Origin of the sequence: Pseudomonas siliginis, from assembly GCF_019145195.1 — a bacterium.
In the GTDB taxonomy this organism is placed as follows: Bacteria; Pseudomonadota; Gammaproteobacteria; order Pseudomonadales; family Pseudomonadaceae; genus Aquipseudomonas; species Aquipseudomonas siliginis.
The window spans coordinates 382,442-400,963 of the sequence record NZ_JAHSTW010000001.1; the positions used below are offsets into that span (position 1 = coordinate 382,442).

14 protein-coding genes are annotated in these 18,522 nt (G+C 59.8%); 2 read left to right on the forward strand and 12 right to left on the reverse strand.

The features are described 5' to 3' along the window. The 11 genes from eprS to KVG87_RS01685 form a co-directional block, all read right to left on the reverse strand. Window positions 1-2,946 carry an autotransporter serine peptidase EprS gene (eprS, locus tag KVG87_RS01635; protein ID WP_217849376.1) on the reverse strand — a complete coding sequence of 982 codons (2,946 nt, stop codon included), beginning with the start codon at window positions 2,944-2,946 and terminating at the stop codon, window positions 1-3. A gap of 66 nt (window positions 2,947-3,012) precedes the next feature. After that, window positions 3,013-4,383, reverse strand: coding sequence for a TolC family outer membrane protein (locus KVG87_RS01640; RefSeq protein ID WP_024013060.1), 1,371 nt, complete (start codon window positions 4,381-4,383; stop codon window positions 3,013-3,015). 2 nt (window positions 4,384-4,385) lie between these two features. After that, window positions 4,386-5,735 carry an HlyD family type I secretion periplasmic adaptor subunit gene (locus KVG87_RS01645; protein ID WP_217848855.1) on the reverse strand — a complete coding sequence of 450 codons (1,350 nt, stop codon included), beginning with the start codon at window positions 5,733-5,735 and terminating at the stop codon, window positions 4,386-4,388. Beyond that, window positions 5,732-7,504, reverse strand: coding sequence for a type I secretion system permease/ATPase (locus KVG87_RS01650; protein ID WP_217848857.1), 1,773 nt, complete (start codon window positions 7,502-7,504; stop codon window positions 5,732-5,734). The genes KVG87_RS01645 and KVG87_RS01650 overlap by 4 nt, the downstream gene beginning before the upstream one ends. Window positions 7,505-7,683: 179 nt before the next feature. Beyond that, window positions 7,684-8,106 (reverse strand): AprI/Inh family metalloprotease inhibitor, encoded by a 423-nt coding sequence (locus KVG87_RS01655; protein ID WP_217848859.1) that lies wholly within the window; start codon window positions 8,104-8,106, stop codon window positions 7,684-7,686. Between the two features lie 91 nt (window positions 8,107-8,197). After that, window positions 8,198-9,643, reverse strand: a complete 1,446-nt coding sequence (locus KVG87_RS01660) for a serralysin family metalloprotease (RefSeq protein ID WP_217848861.1) — start codon at window positions 9,641-9,643, stop codon at window positions 8,198-8,200. A 452-nt stretch (window positions 9,644-10,095) separates the two neighbouring features. After that, complete coding sequence (locus tag KVG87_RS01665; protein ID WP_217848863.1) at window positions 10,096-10,536, reverse strand: hypothetical protein; 441 nt, start codon at window positions 10,534-10,536, stop codon at window positions 10,096-10,098. A 171-nt stretch (window positions 10,537-10,707) separates the two neighbouring features. Beyond that, window positions 10,708-11,793, reverse strand: coding sequence for a polyamine ABC transporter substrate-binding protein (locus tag KVG87_RS01670; RefSeq protein ID WP_217848865.1), 1,086 nt, complete (start codon window positions 11,791-11,793; stop codon window positions 10,708-10,710). Between the two features lie 55 nt (window positions 11,794-11,848). After that, a complete protein-coding gene (locus KVG87_RS01675; protein ID WP_024013066.1) occupies window positions 11,849-12,193 on the reverse strand; it encodes a cupin domain-containing protein in 345 nt (114 codons plus the stop codon). Window positions 12,194-12,224: 31 nt separating this feature from the next. Continuing rightward, window positions 12,225-13,631, reverse strand: a complete 1,407-nt coding sequence (locus KVG87_RS01680) for an NAD(P)/FAD-dependent oxidoreductase (protein WP_217848868.1) — start codon at window positions 13,629-13,631, stop codon at window positions 12,225-12,227. Window positions 13,632-13,683: 52 nt separating this feature from the next. Continuing rightward, a complete protein-coding gene (locus KVG87_RS01685) occupies window positions 13,684-14,496 on the reverse strand; it encodes an AraC family transcriptional regulator (protein ID WP_217848870.1) in 813 nt (270 codons plus the stop codon). Window positions 14,497-14,761: 265 nt separating this feature from the next. Here KVG87_RS01685 and KVG87_RS01690 point away from each other — a divergent pair, with 265 nt between their 5' ends. Next, entirely contained in the window at window positions 14,762-15,034 is a 273-nt protein-coding gene (locus tag KVG87_RS01690) for a DUF1652 domain-containing protein (RefSeq protein ID WP_041480416.1), read from the forward strand. Window positions 15,035-15,083: 49 nt separating this feature from the next. Here KVG87_RS01690 and KVG87_RS01695 read toward each other — a convergent pair whose 3' ends face one another. Then, complete coding sequence (locus KVG87_RS01695) at window positions 15,084-17,558, reverse strand: UvrD-helicase domain-containing protein (protein WP_217848872.1); 2,475 nt, start codon at window positions 17,556-17,558, stop codon at window positions 15,084-15,086. A 258-nt stretch (window positions 17,559-17,816) separates the two neighbouring features. On the opposite strand from KVG87_RS01695, the gene KVG87_RS01700 reads away from it, so the two are divergent. Then, complete coding sequence (locus tag KVG87_RS01700) at window positions 17,817-18,512, forward strand: pirin family protein (RefSeq protein WP_016774845.1); 696 nt, start codon at window positions 17,817-17,819, stop codon at window positions 18,510-18,512. Window positions 18,513-18,522 lie beyond the last annotated feature (10 nt).

Sequence of the window (18,522 nt, forward strand, 5' to 3'; positions counted from 1 at the left end):
TCAGAACTGCCAGTTCAGACTCAGCCCTACGCCATGCAGCTTCTCGCGGCTGGCCAGTTGGCCGTTGTAATCGAGGTTGACCCGCACGTCCTTGCTCAACGCCAGACTGGCCTGCACGCCGACCAGTGCGGCATCACGCACCAGCGCCGAGCTCTCCACGGAATACGGCGTGCCGCCGCTGGCAAAACGCAAATGCTGCTCCGATTCGATATCGCTGAGGCTGTGCTGCCAGCCGAGACGGGCGCTGACGTCCAGCGCTTGCTGGCTGGAAAGGTTGAAGGTTTTGCTCGCCCGCACGCCCAGAGTGCTCAGCACCACATCGCGCTGATCGCCCGAGCTTTTCAGCGCAGCGGCATCGCCCTTTTCGGTGAAGCCTTCGGTGTCCAGATGCAGGTAGGTCAGGTTGGCGAACGGTTCCAGCGCCAACGGTTGCAGCTGCAAGCGATACGCTGCTTCGCCGAAGACTTGGGTGGTGGTCGCGTCAACTTTGGCTTTCTGCTTGGCGCTGACCTCGTCGTATTGCAGATCGCGTTTCACATCGCCGCGATGCCAGCTGTAGGCCGCGCCAGTGCTCAAGCGCCAGGCGCCGATGTCGTGCCCGGCGTAAGCGCCAAGGTGGTAGCTGTCGACTTTCGCCGAGGAATGCGTGCCCGAGCCCATGTTCAACGAACTGTCGCTGTAACCGGTGACCAGACCGATGCGGGTCTGCTCGTCCAGCGCGCCGTCGACCCCCGCCAGCAGGCCGCCGATCGAGGTGTTGTAGCCGGCCGTGTCGTGGCCCGAATCGGTGCTGCCCCAGGCGCCGAGGGCTTTGATCCAGCCGTTGCTGCGGGTCGCCGATTCATCGTGCAGCCGCTCGCCGACCGCATCACGCAACTGGCGGCTGTCGTTGATCAGCATTGTCCCCAGCGCTGGATAAATCTCGCCGCTCAGTTGCTGGAAGGCTTGCTGCGCCGAGGCCTGAGTCGGTGCACGAAGCACGCTTTCGTAAACTGAATTGCCGGCGCCCAGACCTTCGACTGCCGCCGCCACCGAACGCTGGTTCGGCGTTTGCCCGACGCTGGCGAAGCTGGTCGCGTTGCGTTGGATATTCAGCTGGATGCCGCTTGCGGCGTAGTCGAGGGCGCCGCCGATGAACAGGTAGTTCGGCACCACCGCAGCGAACTGCCCCTGCACGCCGCCGGCCGCTTGCAGGATGTTGTACTGGCGACCGAGCAGGCTTTGCGCTTCGGCGCTGCTGAGCAAGGTCGGACTGTTTTCCAGCGCCAGGCTGACGCTGGCGCCGCTGACGGTTGCCGTGCCGCCGGCAACGATGCGGTCGCTGCTGGTGGGCGATAGCTCGACGGCGTAAGTCGAGCCCGGGGCAAGTGCCACATCACCAGCGACGTTCAAGGTGCCGATGGAATTGCCCGGTGCGACCCGGCCGCCGCTGTTGGCGGTCAACGCGCCGATGCGTCCAGAGCCGCCGAGGGTGCCGCTGTCGTTGACGGTGACCGCTGAAGTCAGCGAACCGTTGACGGTCAGCAGACCGCCGTTGACGGTGGTCGGGCCGCGATAGGTGTTTACGCCACTGAGCAGCAATTGCCCGGCGCCGGACTTGATCAGGCTGCCCTCATACACACGGTTTGCCGCTGCCGCATCACGCAACATGCCGACGGCGTAATCGGTCTGGTCCTGTTGACTGGCGCCGGCCGGGACACCGTTCTCCCAGCCTTTGTCCTGCAGGGTTTGCTGCCAGGCGCTGTGCTCGGCGAGATCTTCGCGCTGGCGCTGGAGCAGCGCCTTGTCGGAGATGTCATTGCTCCAGACATCGCGCTGCCCTGCCCCCAGATTCGCGTCGAACGCACCGAGCAATTGCCCCGGCCCGCGCATCGCCCGATTGAGATTGGCGACGCCCCAACCGACGCGCTCGTTCGGTGCGTCGGTGATCGAGCCATCGAGCTGGGTGGCGGTGGTCAGCAGCACTTCGAGCGCCTGCTGGTTGTTCATGTACGGATAACGCTCCATCACCAGCGCCAGGGCGCCGGTCGCGTGCGGCGCCGCCATCGAAGTACCGGATTTGATCGCGTAGCCGCCGCCGGGAATGGTGCTGTCGATCTTCGCCCCCGGCGTGGTGATGCACCAGTATTTGGCGATGCCGCACTGGTTGTACTTCTGCTGATTGCTCTGATCGAGCCCGGACACCGCCAGCCAGTGACCTTCCAGATCCGGCTGAAAGTACGGCAGCGCCGAACGTACGCTGGCATTCGGGTAGCCGCTGTTGCCGGCGCTGAAGACATTGATCACGCCGCGCCGGGAAACATCGGCAGCGGCGTCGAGCCAGGTGCCCTTGTTCCAGTGCTGCGCGTAGGCGGCATGCAGATCCGCCAGGGTGCGATAGCTGACATCCGGCGGCTGACTGCCCCAACTGTTGTTGATCGCTCGAACCCCGGCATCGGCGAGGCTGTCGTAGACCGCTTTGAAATAACGCGGATCAGGGCTGGGGCCGAAGAGGAAACTGTCGTTCTTGTTGGTGTTGCCGACGTAGATTTGCGCGTTGTACGCCACCCCGTGCATGCCGCTGCCGTCACGGGCGGCGCCCATGGTGCCGACCACGTGGGTGCCGTGGGAATCGTTGTTGGGGTTGAGCGTGCCGTCGACGTTGAACGCTGAGCCATCGACGTAGCTGCCGCTGGCGGTTACCGGGTGATAACGGTCGGCGGAGAATTCGGGGTGGGCGCCATCGAAACCGGAATCGAGCGCGCCGATTTTCACGCCCTTGCCGGTAATGCCGGCAGCGTAGGCCTGATCGGCCTGCATGCGTTGCAGGCCCCAGTCACGCAGGAACTCGGCACTGCGCCAACTGGCCGGATTGCCGGGCTGGCCGGGTTCCAGGTATTGCGCCTGCGCTGCCGAGGTCACCAGCAATAGCGTGCCGAGCGAAATCGGTTTGATGCGTACGTCCATGGTCATGACTCTCGTTTTTGTTGTTTTGTTCAGGGCTGATAGCGATGTCGCCCGTTCCCCCCTCGCTCAGGGTGAGGGCTGTTGCGCGACCACAAATGCTTCGTCCACCCGCGCCAGATCCTGCTCATTCAGCGTCCCGGCGTAGTAATGCAATTTGGTCCAGGCCATCAGGTAGTCGTAGCGTGCCTGGGCCAAGTCGCGGCGGGTGGTGAACAGTTGCTGCTCGGCGTTCAACGCATCGAGATTGGTGCGTTCGCCGCCCAGAATGCTTTGTCGGGTCGAGACCACCAGCGCCTCGGCCGACTTCAAAGCCTTCTGATAAGCACGCAATTTGCTCACCCCGGACAGGCAGGCGCTGAACTGGCGGCGCAGTTCGATCAAGGTTTCGCGGGTCTTGCCATCCAGTTCATATTCGGCCTGTTCCATGGTGCGGCTGGCCTGGCGCGTCGACGCCGACACGCCGCCGCCGGCGTACAGCGGCACGCTGACTTCCAGGCCGATGGTGTTGGTTTCGTAGCGCTGGTTATAGGTGTTGCCGCTTTCCGACTCGTTGTCGCGCATCGAGGCATAAGCACTGACTTTCGGCAGATGCCCGGCGCGGTTGCGCTCGACTTCATAGCGCGCCACTTCCACGGCCTGACGCTGCGAAGCGAGGTTCGGGTTATTGCTGATCGCCAGTTCATGCCAAGTGTCGAAATTGGCCGGTTGCAGGGTGAAGGTCTGGAATTGCTGACCAAGCGGCGCCAGATCGCCGATGTCCACCGCCGGCACGCCGACCAGCGCGCCCAGCTCGCGCAACGCGGCATCCTGCTCGTTGCGCGCTTCGATTTCCTCGGCAGTCGCCAGCTCATAGCGTGACTCGGCTTCGAGAATATCGGTGCGCGTGCCCTCGCCCTGCTTGAACATGTGTTCGTTCTGCTGGAACTGCTGTTCGTAGGCCTTCTTCTTCGCCTGGGCGATGTCGATCTGGTCCTGGGCGAACAAGGCTTTGGTGTAGTTATCCAGCACGCGCACCAACAGTTCCTGACTCTTGCCGCGAAACGCTTCGTCGGCGAACAACGACTGCGCCACACCTTTGCGATACGCCGCATAAGCCTCGTAATCGAGCAGCGGTTGCTGCACCGTGAGCGCCGAGCCGTAGCTGTTGTAGTTGCGCTCATCAGTACGATTGCGCGCACGATCATCCAGAGACGTCGCCTTGGACGAGTTGCGGCCCTTGTTGTAGGTGTAGCCGATCCGAGGCAGCAGGCCGGCGCGGCCAATCACGCGGTTTTCCAGGCCGGCATCGCGTTCCTTGATCGCACCGAGAAACACCGGATCGTTGCGCAACGCCTGTTCGTAAATCTCGAATGGCCCCATGGCCGCGACTGCCGAGTGACTCGCGAGCAGCGTCATTGCGGCCCCCAGCATGCAAAGCTTTTTCATACAGCCGAACATCCTTATTCCTCGGTCAACGCAGAACCGGCGCGATCGAGCAGCGGTTTGAACAAATAGTTGAGGAGTGAACGCTCACCGGTGCGCACGAACATTTCCGCCGGCATGCCGGGTTTGATCACCAGGCCGTTGAGCTTTTCCATGGCCTGATCGCCGACGCTGCTGCGCAACACGTAATACGGCACGCCGGTTTTCTCATCGACCATCTGGTCGGCGGAGATCAGGCTGACTTCGCCGGGCACGCGCGGGGTTTTGCTCTGGTTGAACGCGGTAAACAGAATGTCCACCGGCAAATGCGTGCCGACCTTGTCGATCAGGTTGACCGGCAAGTGCCCCTCCACTTCCAGGGTGGTGCCTTGCGGAACGATTTCCAGCAGGGTTTCGCCCTGACGCACCACAGCGCCTTCGGTGTGCACACCGAGGTTGACCGCCACGCCATCGGCGGTGGCGAGGATCTCGCTGTGTTGCAGGTCGAAACCGGCGGAGGTCAGCTGTTCGGACAGCGTCACGCTTTTCAGCTGCGCATCGGCCAGTTGCGTACGCACTTCCTTCTGGTATTCCTCGCCGTGCTGCTGCAACTTCAGGCGCGATTCAAGGATGCCCTGCTCCACGCGCCCGCTTTCACCGGTGTTTTCCGCCAACTGCTGCTGCACCTGCGACAGTTGCCGCTGGTAGTCCATCAAGCGGTTGCGCGGGATGTAGCCGTTGTCGGCCAGCGGTTGCAGGTTGCTCAGTTGTTGCTGCAAGGAACTGGCCTGGGCATTGAGGTCGCTACGCGCGCGGCGCATGCCGGCCAGTTGCGCGGTGGCGCCTTCGATATTGGCGCGCAGTGCCGCTTGTTCCCGGGAGAAGGCTTCGCGGCGGCTGCTGAACAGTTGCCGCTGGCCTTCCAGCACCAGCGCCAGGCGCGGGTCCGGGTCGTTGCTCAATTCAGGCGGAAAGGTCACTTGTTTGAGGTTGTCGCGCTCGGCCTGCCAGCGCGCGAGGCTGGCCCAAGCCATGCGGTACTGCGCCTGCAGCGATTGCACATCGGCAGCCACTTGCGTCTGGTCAAGGCGGAACAACGGCTGGCCCTGCTTCACGATCTCGCCTTCGCGCACCAGAATACGGCTGACCACGCCGCTGCTCATCGACTGCACAGCCTTGCGTTTGCCCGACACCACCACGGTGCCCTGCACCGGAATGCCCTGATCCAGCGGCGCCAATGCCGCCCAGGTGAAGAAACTGCCAGCGCCGACGATGGCCAGAATCCAGCCCAGGCGTGCGAAGAATTTCGCATCGCGTTCCGGGCGCTCGGTGAGGTAGGCGTGTTCCATGTTCGCTTCGTTTTCAGTGTTCATGCTGGCGCTGCTCATACTCCCGAATTCCTTGTCGAGGGCTGATACTGCCGGCTCATGCTGAGCCCGCCCGGTGCTTGTGCAGCTTTTTCGCGTTGCTGTTCGTGCTGACCTGACAGTGCCTTTAGCACATCCTGACTCGGGCCGAACGCCTGCAAACGGCCATCGTTGAGCACGAGCAATTTGTCAGCCTGAGCCAGCACCGAAGAACGGTGCGTGACCAGAATCACCGTGGTGCCTTGCGCCTTGAGTTGCGCAATGGCGCTGGCCAATGCCGCTTCGCCGACGGTGTCGAGGTTGGAATTGGGTTCATCGAGCACCACCAGACTCGGCGTGCCATACAGCGCGCGGGCCAGGGCCACGCGTTGCTTCTGGCCACCGGACAAGCCGCTGCCGTCCTCGCCCAGTTGCGTGTCGTAGCCCTGCGGCAGGCGCAGGATCATCTCGTGGACACCGGCCTGTTGCGCGGCGGTGACGACTTTTTGCGGGTCGGCTTCGCTGAATCGTGCAATGTTTTCGGCAATGGAGCCGCTGAACAGCTCGATGTCTTGCGGCAAATAACCAATGTACGGGCCGAGCTGGTCGCGGTTCCAGCGGTGAATATCGGCGCCGTCGAGGCGCACCGTGCCGCCCAGAACCGGCCACACGCCGACCAGCACTCGAGCCAGCGTCGACTTGCCCGAGCCTGAAGCGCCGAGCACACCGAGCACTTCGCCAGCGCCCAGCGTGAAATTGACCATGTGCAAAGTGGCCGCACGCTGCCCCGGCGGGCCGGCGCTGACTTGCTCGAAGCTGATCTGGCCTTTCGGTGCCGGCAGCGCCATCGCCTCGTCGCTGGGCGGAAACGCCTGCAACAGTGCATCAAGGCGCCGGTAAGCCAGCTTCGCCCCGCTCCACTGCTTCCATACGGCGATCAGCTGGTCGATCGGGCTCAGTACGCGACCCATCAGGATCGAACCGGCGATCATCATCCCCGCCGTCATGTCGCCCTTGATCACCAGCAACGCGCCCAGGCCCAGCACCAACGATTGCAGGCACAGGCGCAGGGTCTTGCTCAGCGAACTGATCACCGCGCCGGTGTCGCTGGCCTGGTTCTGCAAGCCGAGGAAGCGCGAATGCACCCCGAACCAGCGCTTGCGCAGCGAGCCGAGCATGCCCATCGCCTGAATGGTTTCGGCGTTGTGCAAGTGGCTGGTAGCCAACTGGTTCGACTGCTGGGAGAAACCGGCGGCTTCGCCCAGCGGTTTTTTGGTCATGTATTCGTTGAGGCACGCGAGCGCGATCAGCAGCAACGCGCCCGCCGTCGCCAGCACGCCGAGCCAGACGTTGAACAGGTAAATGACAAACAGATAGACCGGGAACCACGGCGCATCGAAGAAGGCGAACAGCGCCGGGCCGGTGACGAACTGGCGAATGTGGGTCAGGTCGCCCAGCGACTGCCCGGCGTTACCCTCGCCCTTGAACAGGTTGCGCTCGAACGCGGCCTGATAGACGCGCAGATTGAAGCGCCGCTCCAGCTGGCTGCCGATGCGGATGACGATAAAGCTGCGGATCACTTCCAGCAGGCCGATGAAGGCGAAGAACCCGACCACCATCAACGACAGCATCGCCAGAGTGGTTTCGTTCTGTGACGACAGCACCCGGTCGTAAACTTGCAGCATGTAGATCGACGGCACCAGCATCAGCACGTTGATCAACGCGGTGAAACAACCGACGCTGATCAGAATGCTTTTATAGTCGCCCAATGCCTTGATTAACGGAGCGGCCGGAGACTTCGCCATCTTCATTGATTCTTCCTGAGTTCATAGTCTCGTCGGTGCGGACGAGCATTCCATTGATATTTCGCGTACCTGCCAAAGATCATTTGCAAGTAGTGCTTACAATTTCATAACAAGTTGATCGGCTTCGCGGTTATAACGCTCAGTTATTGCCGTACATCAACTTCGCGCAACTACCCAGCCACCGCTTAGTGCCCGACGCGTTCGAGCAAGATAAGCAATTCCGAACTCAACCTGCTGGTATAAGAGCCATCCCCCCGGCGGCTGAAAAAGGCGATTTTCGAACCCTCCTTGCCAGTGATGGCAATGCCATCGGGTTCTGGAAACCAACCAATCGGGGCTTCGCTCAACCACGCGCCCAGACAGTCGGCGCCCTCGCCCAAGGTCTTATTTGGCGCAAGATCGACAACGCATGTGTTCGACGGCTTGTCTTGCAGCAACCGCGTTTCAGGTGTGTCGTTGTTACCGGTCAATGTGGCCTGCCAGCGCCCGGCGAATGCCGAGGGTTCTTCGAGTCTGAGGCTGCTTGCCATGCTTGTCGCTCCGGTCATCATCAGCGTGACTGCCATCAGCCATGCCATCGTCGTGTCAGTTAAAACGTATCGAGTCATAGGAAATTTCACTTCCACTCGTAGCCTTGCTCGGTGATCAGGCCGATGCAAGCGAAGAAAGCGACGCACGAGGCGCCGCTTTCCTTTCACATCACGCGACGATGTCGCTGGTCGCTGCCTGGCCCACGGTGCTGACGATAAAATCAGCCACGCCATGCCCGGAGAAATCCACCGACAACAGGCTGTTGCCGCCCGACGAGGTCAACACCGCATCGCCGGCAGAACCGGTGAAGCTGTTGACGAAGTGCAGGCCCGCGCCGTTGGTGATGCCGGTCAGGTCGATTTTGTCCAGACCGCTGACGAAATCGAGGATCTGATCGATCGCACCTGGCTTGGAGTCCGAGCTGGCGGCGAACACGAAAGTGTCCGAACCGGCGCCGCCCCACAGCTTGTCGGCACCGCCAGCGCCGTAAAGGATGTCGTTGCCGGCACCGCCCTTCAGCTCGTTGGCCACGCTGTTGCCGATCAACAGATCGCTGCCCGAACCGCCAATAGCGTTCTCGATGACTGCGCCCTTGGCGATCGACACGTTACCGACCATGCCGCCAACGTCGGAGAACGAAGCGCTGTTGAGGTTGATCTTCTGGTTCTGGGTGAAACCGGAGAAATCCAGGGTGTCCTTGCCGCCGGCATCCCACACCGAGAACACCACTTTGTCGCTCGACGACGACGCGCTGAGGAAATCGCGGCCGGTATTGGAGTTGAAGCCGTAGGTGGTGTCGCCGGTGCGGGTGGTGGTGTTGGCGCCGTAGAGTTTCTGGATGGCTGCGATGTCGTCCATCAGCGGGCCGGACGAATAGGCTTCGACGCCGCCCTTGCTGAAGTTCTGGTTGGTGTTGCTCTCGCTCCAGTAACTCATGACGCTGTAGCCACGGGTGTCCTGGCCATAAGTCGCGTCGTTGTAGGTCGGGTTGCCATTGCCGGCGTTGTAGTCGCCAGGGTGAGCAAGGCCAAGGGTATGGCCGATTTCGTGGGTCAGGGTCTGACGACCGTAGTTGTTCAGCTCCGGGTTCTTGTTCTGCGTGTAACCGCTGTTGATCAAGTACCACGAAGTCCCGTCATAACCGGCGCCGGTACCCGGCAGATAGGCAAACGCCGCAGCGCCATCCTGGCCACCGCTGTAGTTACCGAAGGTCATGTGCCCGTCGCCGCCCGAGGCTCTCTCGGTGAAGGTGACATTGGCCACGTCGGCCCAGGACTGCATGGCGAGCTTGGCCTGCGCCTGCTGCTGCGCGCTGAACTGACTGAACCCGCTGATGCCGTGCTTGTTCATCGTGCTGTTCGAGGCCGAGGTCAGGAACGTATAGGTGAGTTCGATCTTGCCGCTGCCGTCCTTGTCCTGATAGGCAGCGCCGTCACGCAGCAATTGCGTAGCCGCCTGGTCGACGGAGTACGAGGGTTTGCCATTGACCGTGAGGTTGCCGCCGCGGTCGTACTGATGGCTGAAGCTATTGATCTGGTTGTACGCCGAGCTGAAGGCAGCCAGTTGGAAAGCCTGTTCGGCGGAATCAACAGCATTGGTTTTAACTTTCGACATAAACACACTTCCTTGTTTAGCAATGGAACAGTTTTTGTCCGACAGGACGATCTTTGGCGAGATCGTCCTATCACTCGCCCAATGAAGGCGTAACGAACCTGACACAATTGGAAATCTGTCGTAAAGGATTTTTTTGCGATCCAATTTGGTGATATCAGGAAACTGCCGTAAACAAAGCGTGCGGGGAGGAAAGATTGTTTTTAGTTGTAGCGAGGGTGGAAATTGTCTGACGATTTTCTATTTAAATATTAAATATCGCTAAGTTTGAATTTGTTGGGCGAGTCACACTTTCCGCTAATGGTGCCAGTGATTTGATATCAACTCTACGACGTCATTCGGACTGTAGGAGCTGACGAGAGCAACGAGGCTGCGATCATTTCGATCTTGATTTTCAAAAGGTCAAAGTCAAGAGATCGCAGACTCGTTGCACTCACCGATTCCTGTAGAGCGATTTATAGAGAAGGACCACCCTGGTCAAAGATCACGTCGACCTCGTAGCTGTCGCCTCCAAGGGCTTCAGTGGTGAATTGCAATTTACCGTTAATGCGCTCCCCTGAATGCTGGAGCGTCACAAAGCCCGGCTTTTCCTTGTCTGCGTAAAAATGTCTGGGTTCAGTAGTCGCCCCAGAGCGGGTGTAAGCCACAAAAAGAACTCGCGCGTCCGTGAGCGGAATCTCTGTGCCGGCATCAGCCTTGTTGCTGAGATTCACTGCGATAGATGAAAGATGAAAGCTGCTATTGCCCTCCGGGTCGACCATCGTGCCATGAAATCTGAGCGTCCCTCCCTGCTCGTCGCGATGGGTTTCTCTGGCGAAGAATTTTAATTCCTTACCATTACGAAGGTTTTTCACCGCCCCCTTCAATACATTCTCAAGACCATTTTCATTGCTCATCATCAAAATCCTCTGTAAGGAAAGGCGGCATTTCGCCCTCCTGCCGAGGCATTAAATCCAATTTCCAGCGAAGCTGGACCTGTCAACAATGACAGGTGCAAACCCTGATTTTTCGTGCTAACTCTCGCTAACGCGACAACGCCGGGCGCTTTAGCGCCCGGTAGACCTCGATCAACTCCCCGTCCGAATCTTGTTCCAAACCCGCGTCCGGATCCGGTCGATATTCAGCGGCATCGCTTCCAGCGCGAACAGCTTGCCCATCATTTCCGCACTCGGGTAAACCTTGGTGTCGTTCTTGATCGCCGGGTCGATCAGTTTGTCGGCTTGTTCGTTGCCATTGGCGTAATGCACGTAATTGGTGATGCCGGCCATGACGTCCGGGCGCAGCAGGTAGTTCATGAACGCGTACCCCGCCTTCTCGTCCGGCGCATCGGCCGGCATGGCGACCATATCGAACCAGATCGCCGCGCCTTCCTTGGGAATCGCATAACCGATCTCAACGCCGTTCTTGGCTTCCTTGGCGCGGTTTTCCGCTTGCAGGATGTCGCCGGAAAACCCGACCGCTACGCAGATGTCGCCGTTGGCCAAATCACTGGTGTACTTGGAGGAATGGAAGTAGCTGACGTAGGGCCGCACTTTCATCAGCAGCGCTTCGGCTTTCTTGTAGTCTTCGGGATTCTTGCTGTGGTGCGGCAGGCCCAGGTAGTTGAGCGCCGCCGGGAGCAGTTCTGGGCCGTTGTCGAGGATCGCCACGCCGCACTTCTGCAGTTTTTCCATGTATTCGGGTTTGAAGATCAGATCCCAGGAATCCACCGGCGCGTTGTCGCCCAGCACCGCTTTGACCTTGGCAATGTTGTAGCCAATACCGGTGCTGCCCCACAGATACGGAAAGCCGTGCTCGTTGTTCGGGTCGTTGGTCTGCAGGGCCTTAAGCAGCGCTGGATTGAGGTTCTTCCAGTTCGGCAACTGACTCTTGTCGAGTTTCTTCAGCGCCCCACCCTGAATTTGCCGCGCCATGAAGTGGTTGGACGGGAACACCACGTCGTAACCGGATTTGCCGGTCATCAACTTGCCGTCGAGGGTTTCGTTGCTGTCGTAGACGTCATAAGTGACGCCGATGCCCGTGTCTTTCTGGAAATTCTTAGTGGTGTCCGGGGCGATGTAGTCGGACCAGTTGTAGACCTTGACCGTCTCGGCTGCATGACTGACGGAAGCGGCCAGCAGCAGCGGCGCCAATGCGAGGGTTTTCTGGATCATGGGGCGATTCCTGTATGGGCTTTTTTTGTTGGCAGGCAATCAAAGGATCAAACAATCAGAAAATCAGCACGTAGCTCTTGCGCACGGTTTCCTGGATATCCCAGATCCCGAGCGTGTTGGCTGGCAACATCAGTGCGTCGCCGCCTTGTATGTGCAGGGTTTCGCCGCCACCGTCGGGGGTGAAGGTGCAGCGCCCGGAAATGAAATGGCAGAACTCCTGCGCGGTGATCTGCCGCCGCCAGCGGCCCGGGGTGCATTCCCAGACGCCGGTTTCGACACCGTCGTCGCGCTCGACACTGGTGGTCGAGGCAATTGCGACGGGTTCGCCGAGGGGCACGGCGACCGGGTTGGATTCTTCGAGCTCAAGCGTGGCGGTGTTCTTGAATTGGGTGATGCTCATGGCGTGACCTGTTTATTGAGGGAAACGACGTTCAGTGCATGAAACCTTCCATGAACCCGGCAACCCGGCTGGCGAGCTTGCGCCGCCAAGGCGCGGTCGCGGGATTGGCCAGGGTCTGGTCTTCGTGCACGAAACTTTTGATGATCGCGTTGTAGCCGAGCCAGCGGCATGGCTCCGGTTCCCAGGCACGCAGCGCATGAATGCCGCCGTCGGGCAGGACCCACGGTTGTTGGGTCAGCTCGCTGTTGCGCTCAAGAATCAGATCGGCCAGCGTCCGGCCGCCGAGATTGCTGGCACCGACGCCCTCGCCGCCGTAACCGCCCGATAGCGCGATGCCGTTGGCGCGGTCGCAAAGCATGTGCGGCTTGAAATGCCGCGACATGCCGAGGTTGCCGCCCCAGGCGTGGGTGATCTGCACATTTTTCAGCTGCGGGAACAGTTCGCCGAACAGATAGCGGCGCAGCTCGACCTCATCGCGGGTGAGGTTGAAGTCATGGCGCAGCTTGCCGGCGAACTGATACCCGCCACGGGCGCCGAAGATCAGACGATTGTCGGCACTGCGCTGGCCATAGGTGACCTGGCGGCTGAATTCACTGAAGGCCTGGCCGCGATTCAGGCCGATTTCGTCCCAGGTCGCGGCGGACAGCGGCTCGGTGGCGACGATCAGGCTTTGCACCGGCAGCTGATAGCGGCCCAGCGGCGGCAACGTCACCGAATAGCCCTCTACGGCCGGGACGATCCAACGGCTGCGCACGCTGGCCTTGGCGGTGCGCAAACTGCCAGTTTGCCAGTGGGTAACCGGGCTGTTTTCGTAGATTTTCACGCCCATCTGCTGCACGGTCCGCGCCAGGCCACGGACCAGTTTCGCCGGGTGAATGGTCGCGACATGGGGAGCGAAGATGCCGCCGTAGGGCTTGGCCACGCGGATCTGCTGGGCCAGTTGCTCGGGGCTCAGCCAGCGGTAATCGTCGTCAGTCAGGCCTTGGGCGTGCAGCTTGTTCAGGTAATCGCGCAGCACGGTTTCCTGCTCTGGGTAGCGCGCAGCACAATAAAGCACTCCGTCCTTGCGGTAATCGCAGTCGATGCCTTCGCGTTCGAGGACGATCTCCACTTCATCTGGGATGCTGTGCAGCAGATCGAAAGAAGCCCGCCGTTGCTGCGGCGATAAGCCTGCGAGCAAGCGATCCTCACCCAGCAAGTTACCCATCAGCCAGCCGCCATTGCGTCCGGACGCACCGAACCCGGCGGTTTGCGCCTCGACGATGGCAATATCCAGGCCGGGCGCCTGTTTTTTCAGGTAGTACGCCGTCCACAATCCGGTGTAACCGGCGCCGATGATCGCCACGTCGACGTCCAGGTCACGCTCCAACGCGGGCCGCGCCAATAGCGGCTCATCGAGCTGATCCATCCACAAACTGATCGTGCGCCACGCCGACATGCCAGACTCCGCCACTGAAAACCTTCGATGGCGTCGATCCTAGTGGCTGCCTTCAGTGGATGTCTTGCGCGCGTGCCCGCAGAGAAATTTGTTTGGCGTAGGCCTTGGGCGACTGGCCGGTGTGTTCGCGAAAGCATTTGTAAAACGCTGACAGCGAATTGAAACCGGCGGCAAACGCCAGCTCGTCGACACGCAACGGCGGCGTAGCGCTACCCAGCGCACGCAGCAAATGCTGCAGGCGCGCCTGATTGACGTAGCGATAAAAGCTTTGCCCGAGTACCTGATTGAGCAGATAGGAAATCTGATTGCGGCTGTACCCGCACTCCTTCGCCACCCTTTGCAGGTCAAGCTCAGGGTCCAGATAAGGCTGCTGCTTCTCGAAATACTGCTGCAGGTCTTCGGCCATGAAGCTCAGTTGGCGCGGTGACAGACCGAGACGACTGACCGCCGGACGGCTCGGTGCCGAACTGCCGTCGGTTTGGGTACGCACCAGCGAGGCGTATTCATTGACGCGCCATATCAGGCCGTCCTTGACCGTGATCGCTTCGCTGGAACGGAACGACACCAAACCATCGCCGCCACGCAAGGTCACCTCGTACTGAATGAACGCGGTATTGCCATCCACCCGGATTCGGTCGCAATGTTCGAGCAGTTCGTCGGATTCTCGCGGCATGCTCACGCGCACGTACTCGCGTAACTCATCCAGACCGAGCACACGGTTCTGAAAGAAATCGTTGTACTGGATATCGGCGTGATAAAGCGCCATGACGCTGTCCAGATCCCGGTGTTTCCAGCTCAGGTGATAGCGCATGACCGTGGCGGCCGTGGCCTGGGTCTGTTCTGGGCCGTCGTCATCGGCGTGCATAAGCGGCTCGGCGAAAAAGAACCGAGCTTGCCCAACTTCCTCTGCCGCTTCAATGAAAAATCCATGGTGGCGTTTTGGCGATAATCGATGAGCCAGTGACTTACATCAAAAAATGCGAATCAATCGCTAAACGGACTGAAAAAACTCACAGTTTTTTCACACACGGATGCTACTTTTAAAGCTCAAGCACTGGTTGAGCCAATGAAGGCTCTTCCCACCTAACATGAGCAAAAGGAAGCGCTCGATGAAGCAGGCGGGCAACACCATGAATAAAGGGTTCAGCAAAGTCACCTTTCCAAACGCTTGCCAGCTGATGCGCTGGCATTTTCATCCCATGGGTTTCGAGGCGACGATGGATGCGCCGGGCAGCTTGATCGCCCGTCTGTTTGATCGTGCCAGCGGCGAAACCATGATCGCCATTGCCGGCATTCCCTGCGCAACGGTGATGAACGCGGCAGACGTCGAGCGCATCATCGAAGCCATCGAGGATGAGCTGGAAGCTTTCACTCCTCCTGAATCTCTCAAGAACTACGCATAACCACCTGATTTAAAACAAAAAGCCCGCAGCGATGCGGGCTTTTTATTGGTCAGGCGCTGGCCTTCTCGGTTCGATGATCGACGAAGAACGGCTTGTCCTTGGCAACTCGATCCGATGCCCTGGGCATGTTTACCGCTTGGGTTTCCTGCGGTTCGACGTACCAGTAGCAATGGCTGACTGCGCGCGTGATACCGACGTAGGCAAGGCGCAGGATTTCGTCCTTTTGCGCAGTGTCGTACGGCTCGCTGTCGCCGCTTTTGCCCAGCCCCGCCATGCGATACACCTGATTCTTGTACGGAGAACTGGTCAGATGCTGGCAATCACCTAACAGAAATACCGCATCAGCCTGCAAGCCTTTGGCGCTGTGATAGGTCAGCTGTTTCAGCCGCCGCGCATCATAGGGCAAGCTCGAATCCACATTAAGTACAGGATGAATATATTGTTCAATCAATAACTTATCGCTGCTTTTTCGATAAAGCATCAAGATTGAATCACCCCGCCGGTAATGCTCGGCGAGGCGCTGACCCAATGCTTCATCATCCCGTTCAAGCACATTGACCGGGTGAAGCGGCTTGGGCTCACCACTGGCCTTGGCCTTCTTGCCTGCGATCGCCGGCGCTGCACGGACGATGTGTTCGGCGGCGTCGATGATGTGCTGATGGCTGCGATAGTTGTCACTGAGCATGACCCGCGTGGTGCTCGGCGACGGAAATTCCTTGTTGAACTCCATGAAGTAACTCGGAGAACTGCCGCGCCAGCCGTAAATCGACTGCCAGTCATCACCGACACACAGCAGCGATGAACGCTGTGCCCCTCGCCCGATGTGCATCGCCGGGCCACGGCTGCGGATTTCATTGAGGCTGGCACGAATCCACGAAACGATCTGCGGCGATACGTCCTGGAATTCGTCGATCATCAGATGCGCCATCGGCCGCAGCAGCTCGTCGCTGAGGAGCTTGAGGTTTTCCGGCGAGTGCTCGCTGAACAACGCGAACATGCGGTTGTAGGTCATGACTGGCGGTTTCTGATCCAGCAAATGATCTTCAAATGCGCGCCAGAACAGGCTCAGGGCTTCAAAGAAAAAACGATCAGGATCGTCCTTGGCGAAGCTCATCCGACTGACCGCGTCCGGCACATCCAGGCCGAGGTTTTCGATGAAGCCCGCAGCGGCGACAAAACAGTCCAGCAATGGCGCTGATGTCAGCTCGCCTTTGACCTTGTAATCAAAGCCGGGACCGGCGCTGGCATCTCCGGCCAACGTCGCAAGAACGCGCTTGGATGACTCGTAACTATCCAGCCATATCAATGGCTTACGGCAGAAAGCTTGAAACAGAGTGCGCTTGACCGCCCACTCTGCACGGACACTCAGCTTGGCGTTGGGTCGGGCTAGCTGGGCGTTTTCCCTGGGATCAAAGCCGAGCACCACCCAGGCATCGAGGCTGGGAATATAGCCGTGAGCGTGGAAACGCGAGCCGTTGATTTCAAACGTTTGCCGATTGGGTTCGATCCCTTTGATGGGCCACGCACCTGCACGAAACCACAGATCTTCAATGACATCGCAGAGCTCTTCATCGCGCTTGGCTGCCAGTTCGGTGACCGCCATGCGTTTCTGCACATCGGGGTGATCGCGCTCCAGTTCCTTCAACTGTAATCCGGCACGGGACAGCGGCTGGATCAATTGGCGGAAACGCTCATCCTCGTTGAACAAGCGGTGGTAGCAGGCATTGAGTTGCTGCCGCTGCGCGTCGTTGATACGCAGGTCAAACGGATTGCTGTCGACCTCCTCTGCGCCGCTTTGCGGGCGGTCGCTGAGGTTCTCGAAGGCCTGCAAACGCTCGAAACCCGGCAGGCTGCGGACCATCGGCAGGATGCGTGAGTGGAAGGTTCTGACCAGCTCGCGGGCCTGCTTGAGGTTCAGCGGCTGCCCCCACAGCGTGAATATTTCGATGAGTTTGTTGATGAAGTCCTTGCGCGATTCACGGGTGAAGGTCACCACAGTCATCGAATCCAGCTCGAAACCCAGATAATGGCTGAGCAACAGTATGCGCAGCACCAGCGTGGTCGACTTGCCGGCGCCCGCACCGGCGACCACCGAGGTGGACGGCGTATCGCTGAAGATCATTTTCCATTGCGCGGCGCTGGGCTGGGCGTGGGCCGGGAGCAAACGAGCGACGTCAGCCTTGATGCGCTTCTTCAGTTCCGCCGTCAGCGGCAGGCGCCAGTCATCGAACAGGTGGTTATCGACGCTGGGCGGCCGATGTTCGGTGTTGCGGCTGTCGCGAATCAGCAGAACCTGGCGGCCTTCCTCCAAACCCTCAAGCTTGCCCTCCTTGAAACCGTAATCGACGCCAGCGGTGTGGCCACTGCGAAATCCGTCGGCTTGCCCGTGCAGCCACGACGCCCGGTGCTGGGCGCGCAGCTTGGTCAACCCGTGACCAAAGAATCGCGCGGCCAGACGTTTGAACCAAGACATCTCGGCCAGTGGGCGAAGTTCAGGGGGAAGATCGGGAATGTGTTGCGCCACGCTGACGGACTCCAGGGTGTGAGGCTGTGGCGGCTATGGTGTCTGGATTTGCTGATGAGTTCTAGCGAAATGCTTATAGGTCATCGGTTTAGGCGACGAATTGAAGGTCGGATGAGACGATTTCGAGACACATTCCTATCAAACAAACTGATCATGATGCGGCAGTTTTTGCGCTTTTTATCGATGATTGCCTGATAGATGATCGTCGTCATCAACCACGGGGCCCGCCCCCTGACGACCTAATTTAAGGAGACGATCATGCTTGAACTCAGACCCTTCAGCTCGCTGGGCGGCGCCCATCATGGCTGGCTGGACGCGCATCACCACTTTTCGTTTGCCGAATACTATGATCCGCAGCGGATGAGCTGGGGTAACTTGCGCGTGTGGAACGATGACATCATCGCCGCAGGCACCGGTTTCCCGCAGCATCCGCACCGCGACATGGAAATCATCACTTACGTGCGTGAAGGTGCCATCACGCACCAGGACAATCTGGGCAACAAGGGCCGCACCGAAGCCGGTGATGTACAAGTGATGAGTGCCGGCACCGGCATCGCCCACAGCGAGTACAACCTCGAAGACAAGGAAACCAAGATCTTCCAGATCTGGATTCTGCCGACCGAAACCGGTGCGCCGCCGTCCTGGGGAGCCAAACCGTTTCCCAAAGGCGAGCGCGAAGGTTTTGTCACATTGGCCAGCGGCAAGGACGGCGACGATGAGAGCCTGCACATTCGGGCAAATGCGCGTCTGGTGGCGGCGAACATCAAGGCCGGTGAAACCGCCGAATACCGGCTCGACGAAGGGCGTCGCGCCTATCTGGTTCCGGCCACTGGCGTGATCGAGGTCAATGGCTTGCGTGCCCAAGCGCGTGACGGTGTGGCGGTGGCCCATGAGCAAGTGCTGACGGTCACGGCGATCGAGGACAGCGAGATCGTACTGGTCGACTTGGCTTGATCGGCAAGGC

Bases quoted from the DNA above. Each gene is read 5' to 3' on its own strand.
- KVG87_RS01640 (WP_024013060.1), bottom strand. From the start codon at position 4,383: ATGTTCGGCTGTATGAAAAAGCTTTGCATGCTGGGGGCCGCAATGACG.
- KVG87_RS01685 (WP_217848870.1), bottom strand. From the start codon at position 14,496: ATGCACGCCGATGACGACGGCCCAGAACAGACCCAGGCCACGGCCGCC.
- KVG87_RS01660 (WP_217848861.1), bottom strand. From the start codon at position 9,643: ATGTCGAAAGTTAAAACCAATGCTGTTGATTCCGCCGAACAGGCTTTC.
- KVG87_RS01690 (WP_041480416.1), top strand. From the start codon at position 14,762: ATGAATAAAGGGTTCAGCAAAGTCACCTTTCCAAACGCTTGCCAGCTG.
- KVG87_RS01670 (WP_217848865.1), bottom strand. From the start codon at position 11,793: ATGATCCAGAAAACCCTCGCATTGGCGCCGCTGCTGCTGGCCGCTTCC.
- KVG87_RS01650 (WP_217848857.1), bottom strand. From the start codon at position 7,504: ATGAAGATGGCGAAGTCTCCGGCCGCTCCGTTAATCAAGGCATTGGGC.
- KVG87_RS01665 (WP_217848863.1), bottom strand. From the start codon at position 10,536: ATGAGCAATGAAAATGGTCTTGAGAATGTATTGAAGGGGGCGGTGAAA.
- KVG87_RS01700 (WP_016774845.1), top strand. From the start codon at position 17,817: ATGCTTGAACTCAGACCCTTCAGCTCGCTGGGCGGCGCCCATCATGGC.
- KVG87_RS01655 (WP_217848859.1), bottom strand. From the start codon at position 8,106: ATGACTCGATACGTTTTAACTGACACGACGATGGCATGGCTGATGGCA.
- eprS (WP_217849376.1), bottom strand. From the start codon at position 2,946: ATGGACGTACGCATCAAACCGATTTCGCTCGGCACGCTATTGCTGGTG.
- KVG87_RS01680 (WP_217848868.1), bottom strand. From the start codon at position 13,631: ATGTCGGCGTGGCGCACGATCAGTTTGTGGATGGATCAGCTCGATGAG.
- KVG87_RS01675 (WP_024013066.1), bottom strand. From the start codon at position 12,193: ATGAGCATCACCCAATTCAAGAACACCGCCACGCTTGAGCTCGAAGAA.
- KVG87_RS01645 (WP_217848855.1), bottom strand. From the start codon at position 5,735: ATGAGCAGCGCCAGCATGAACACTGAAAACGAAGCGAACATGGAACAC.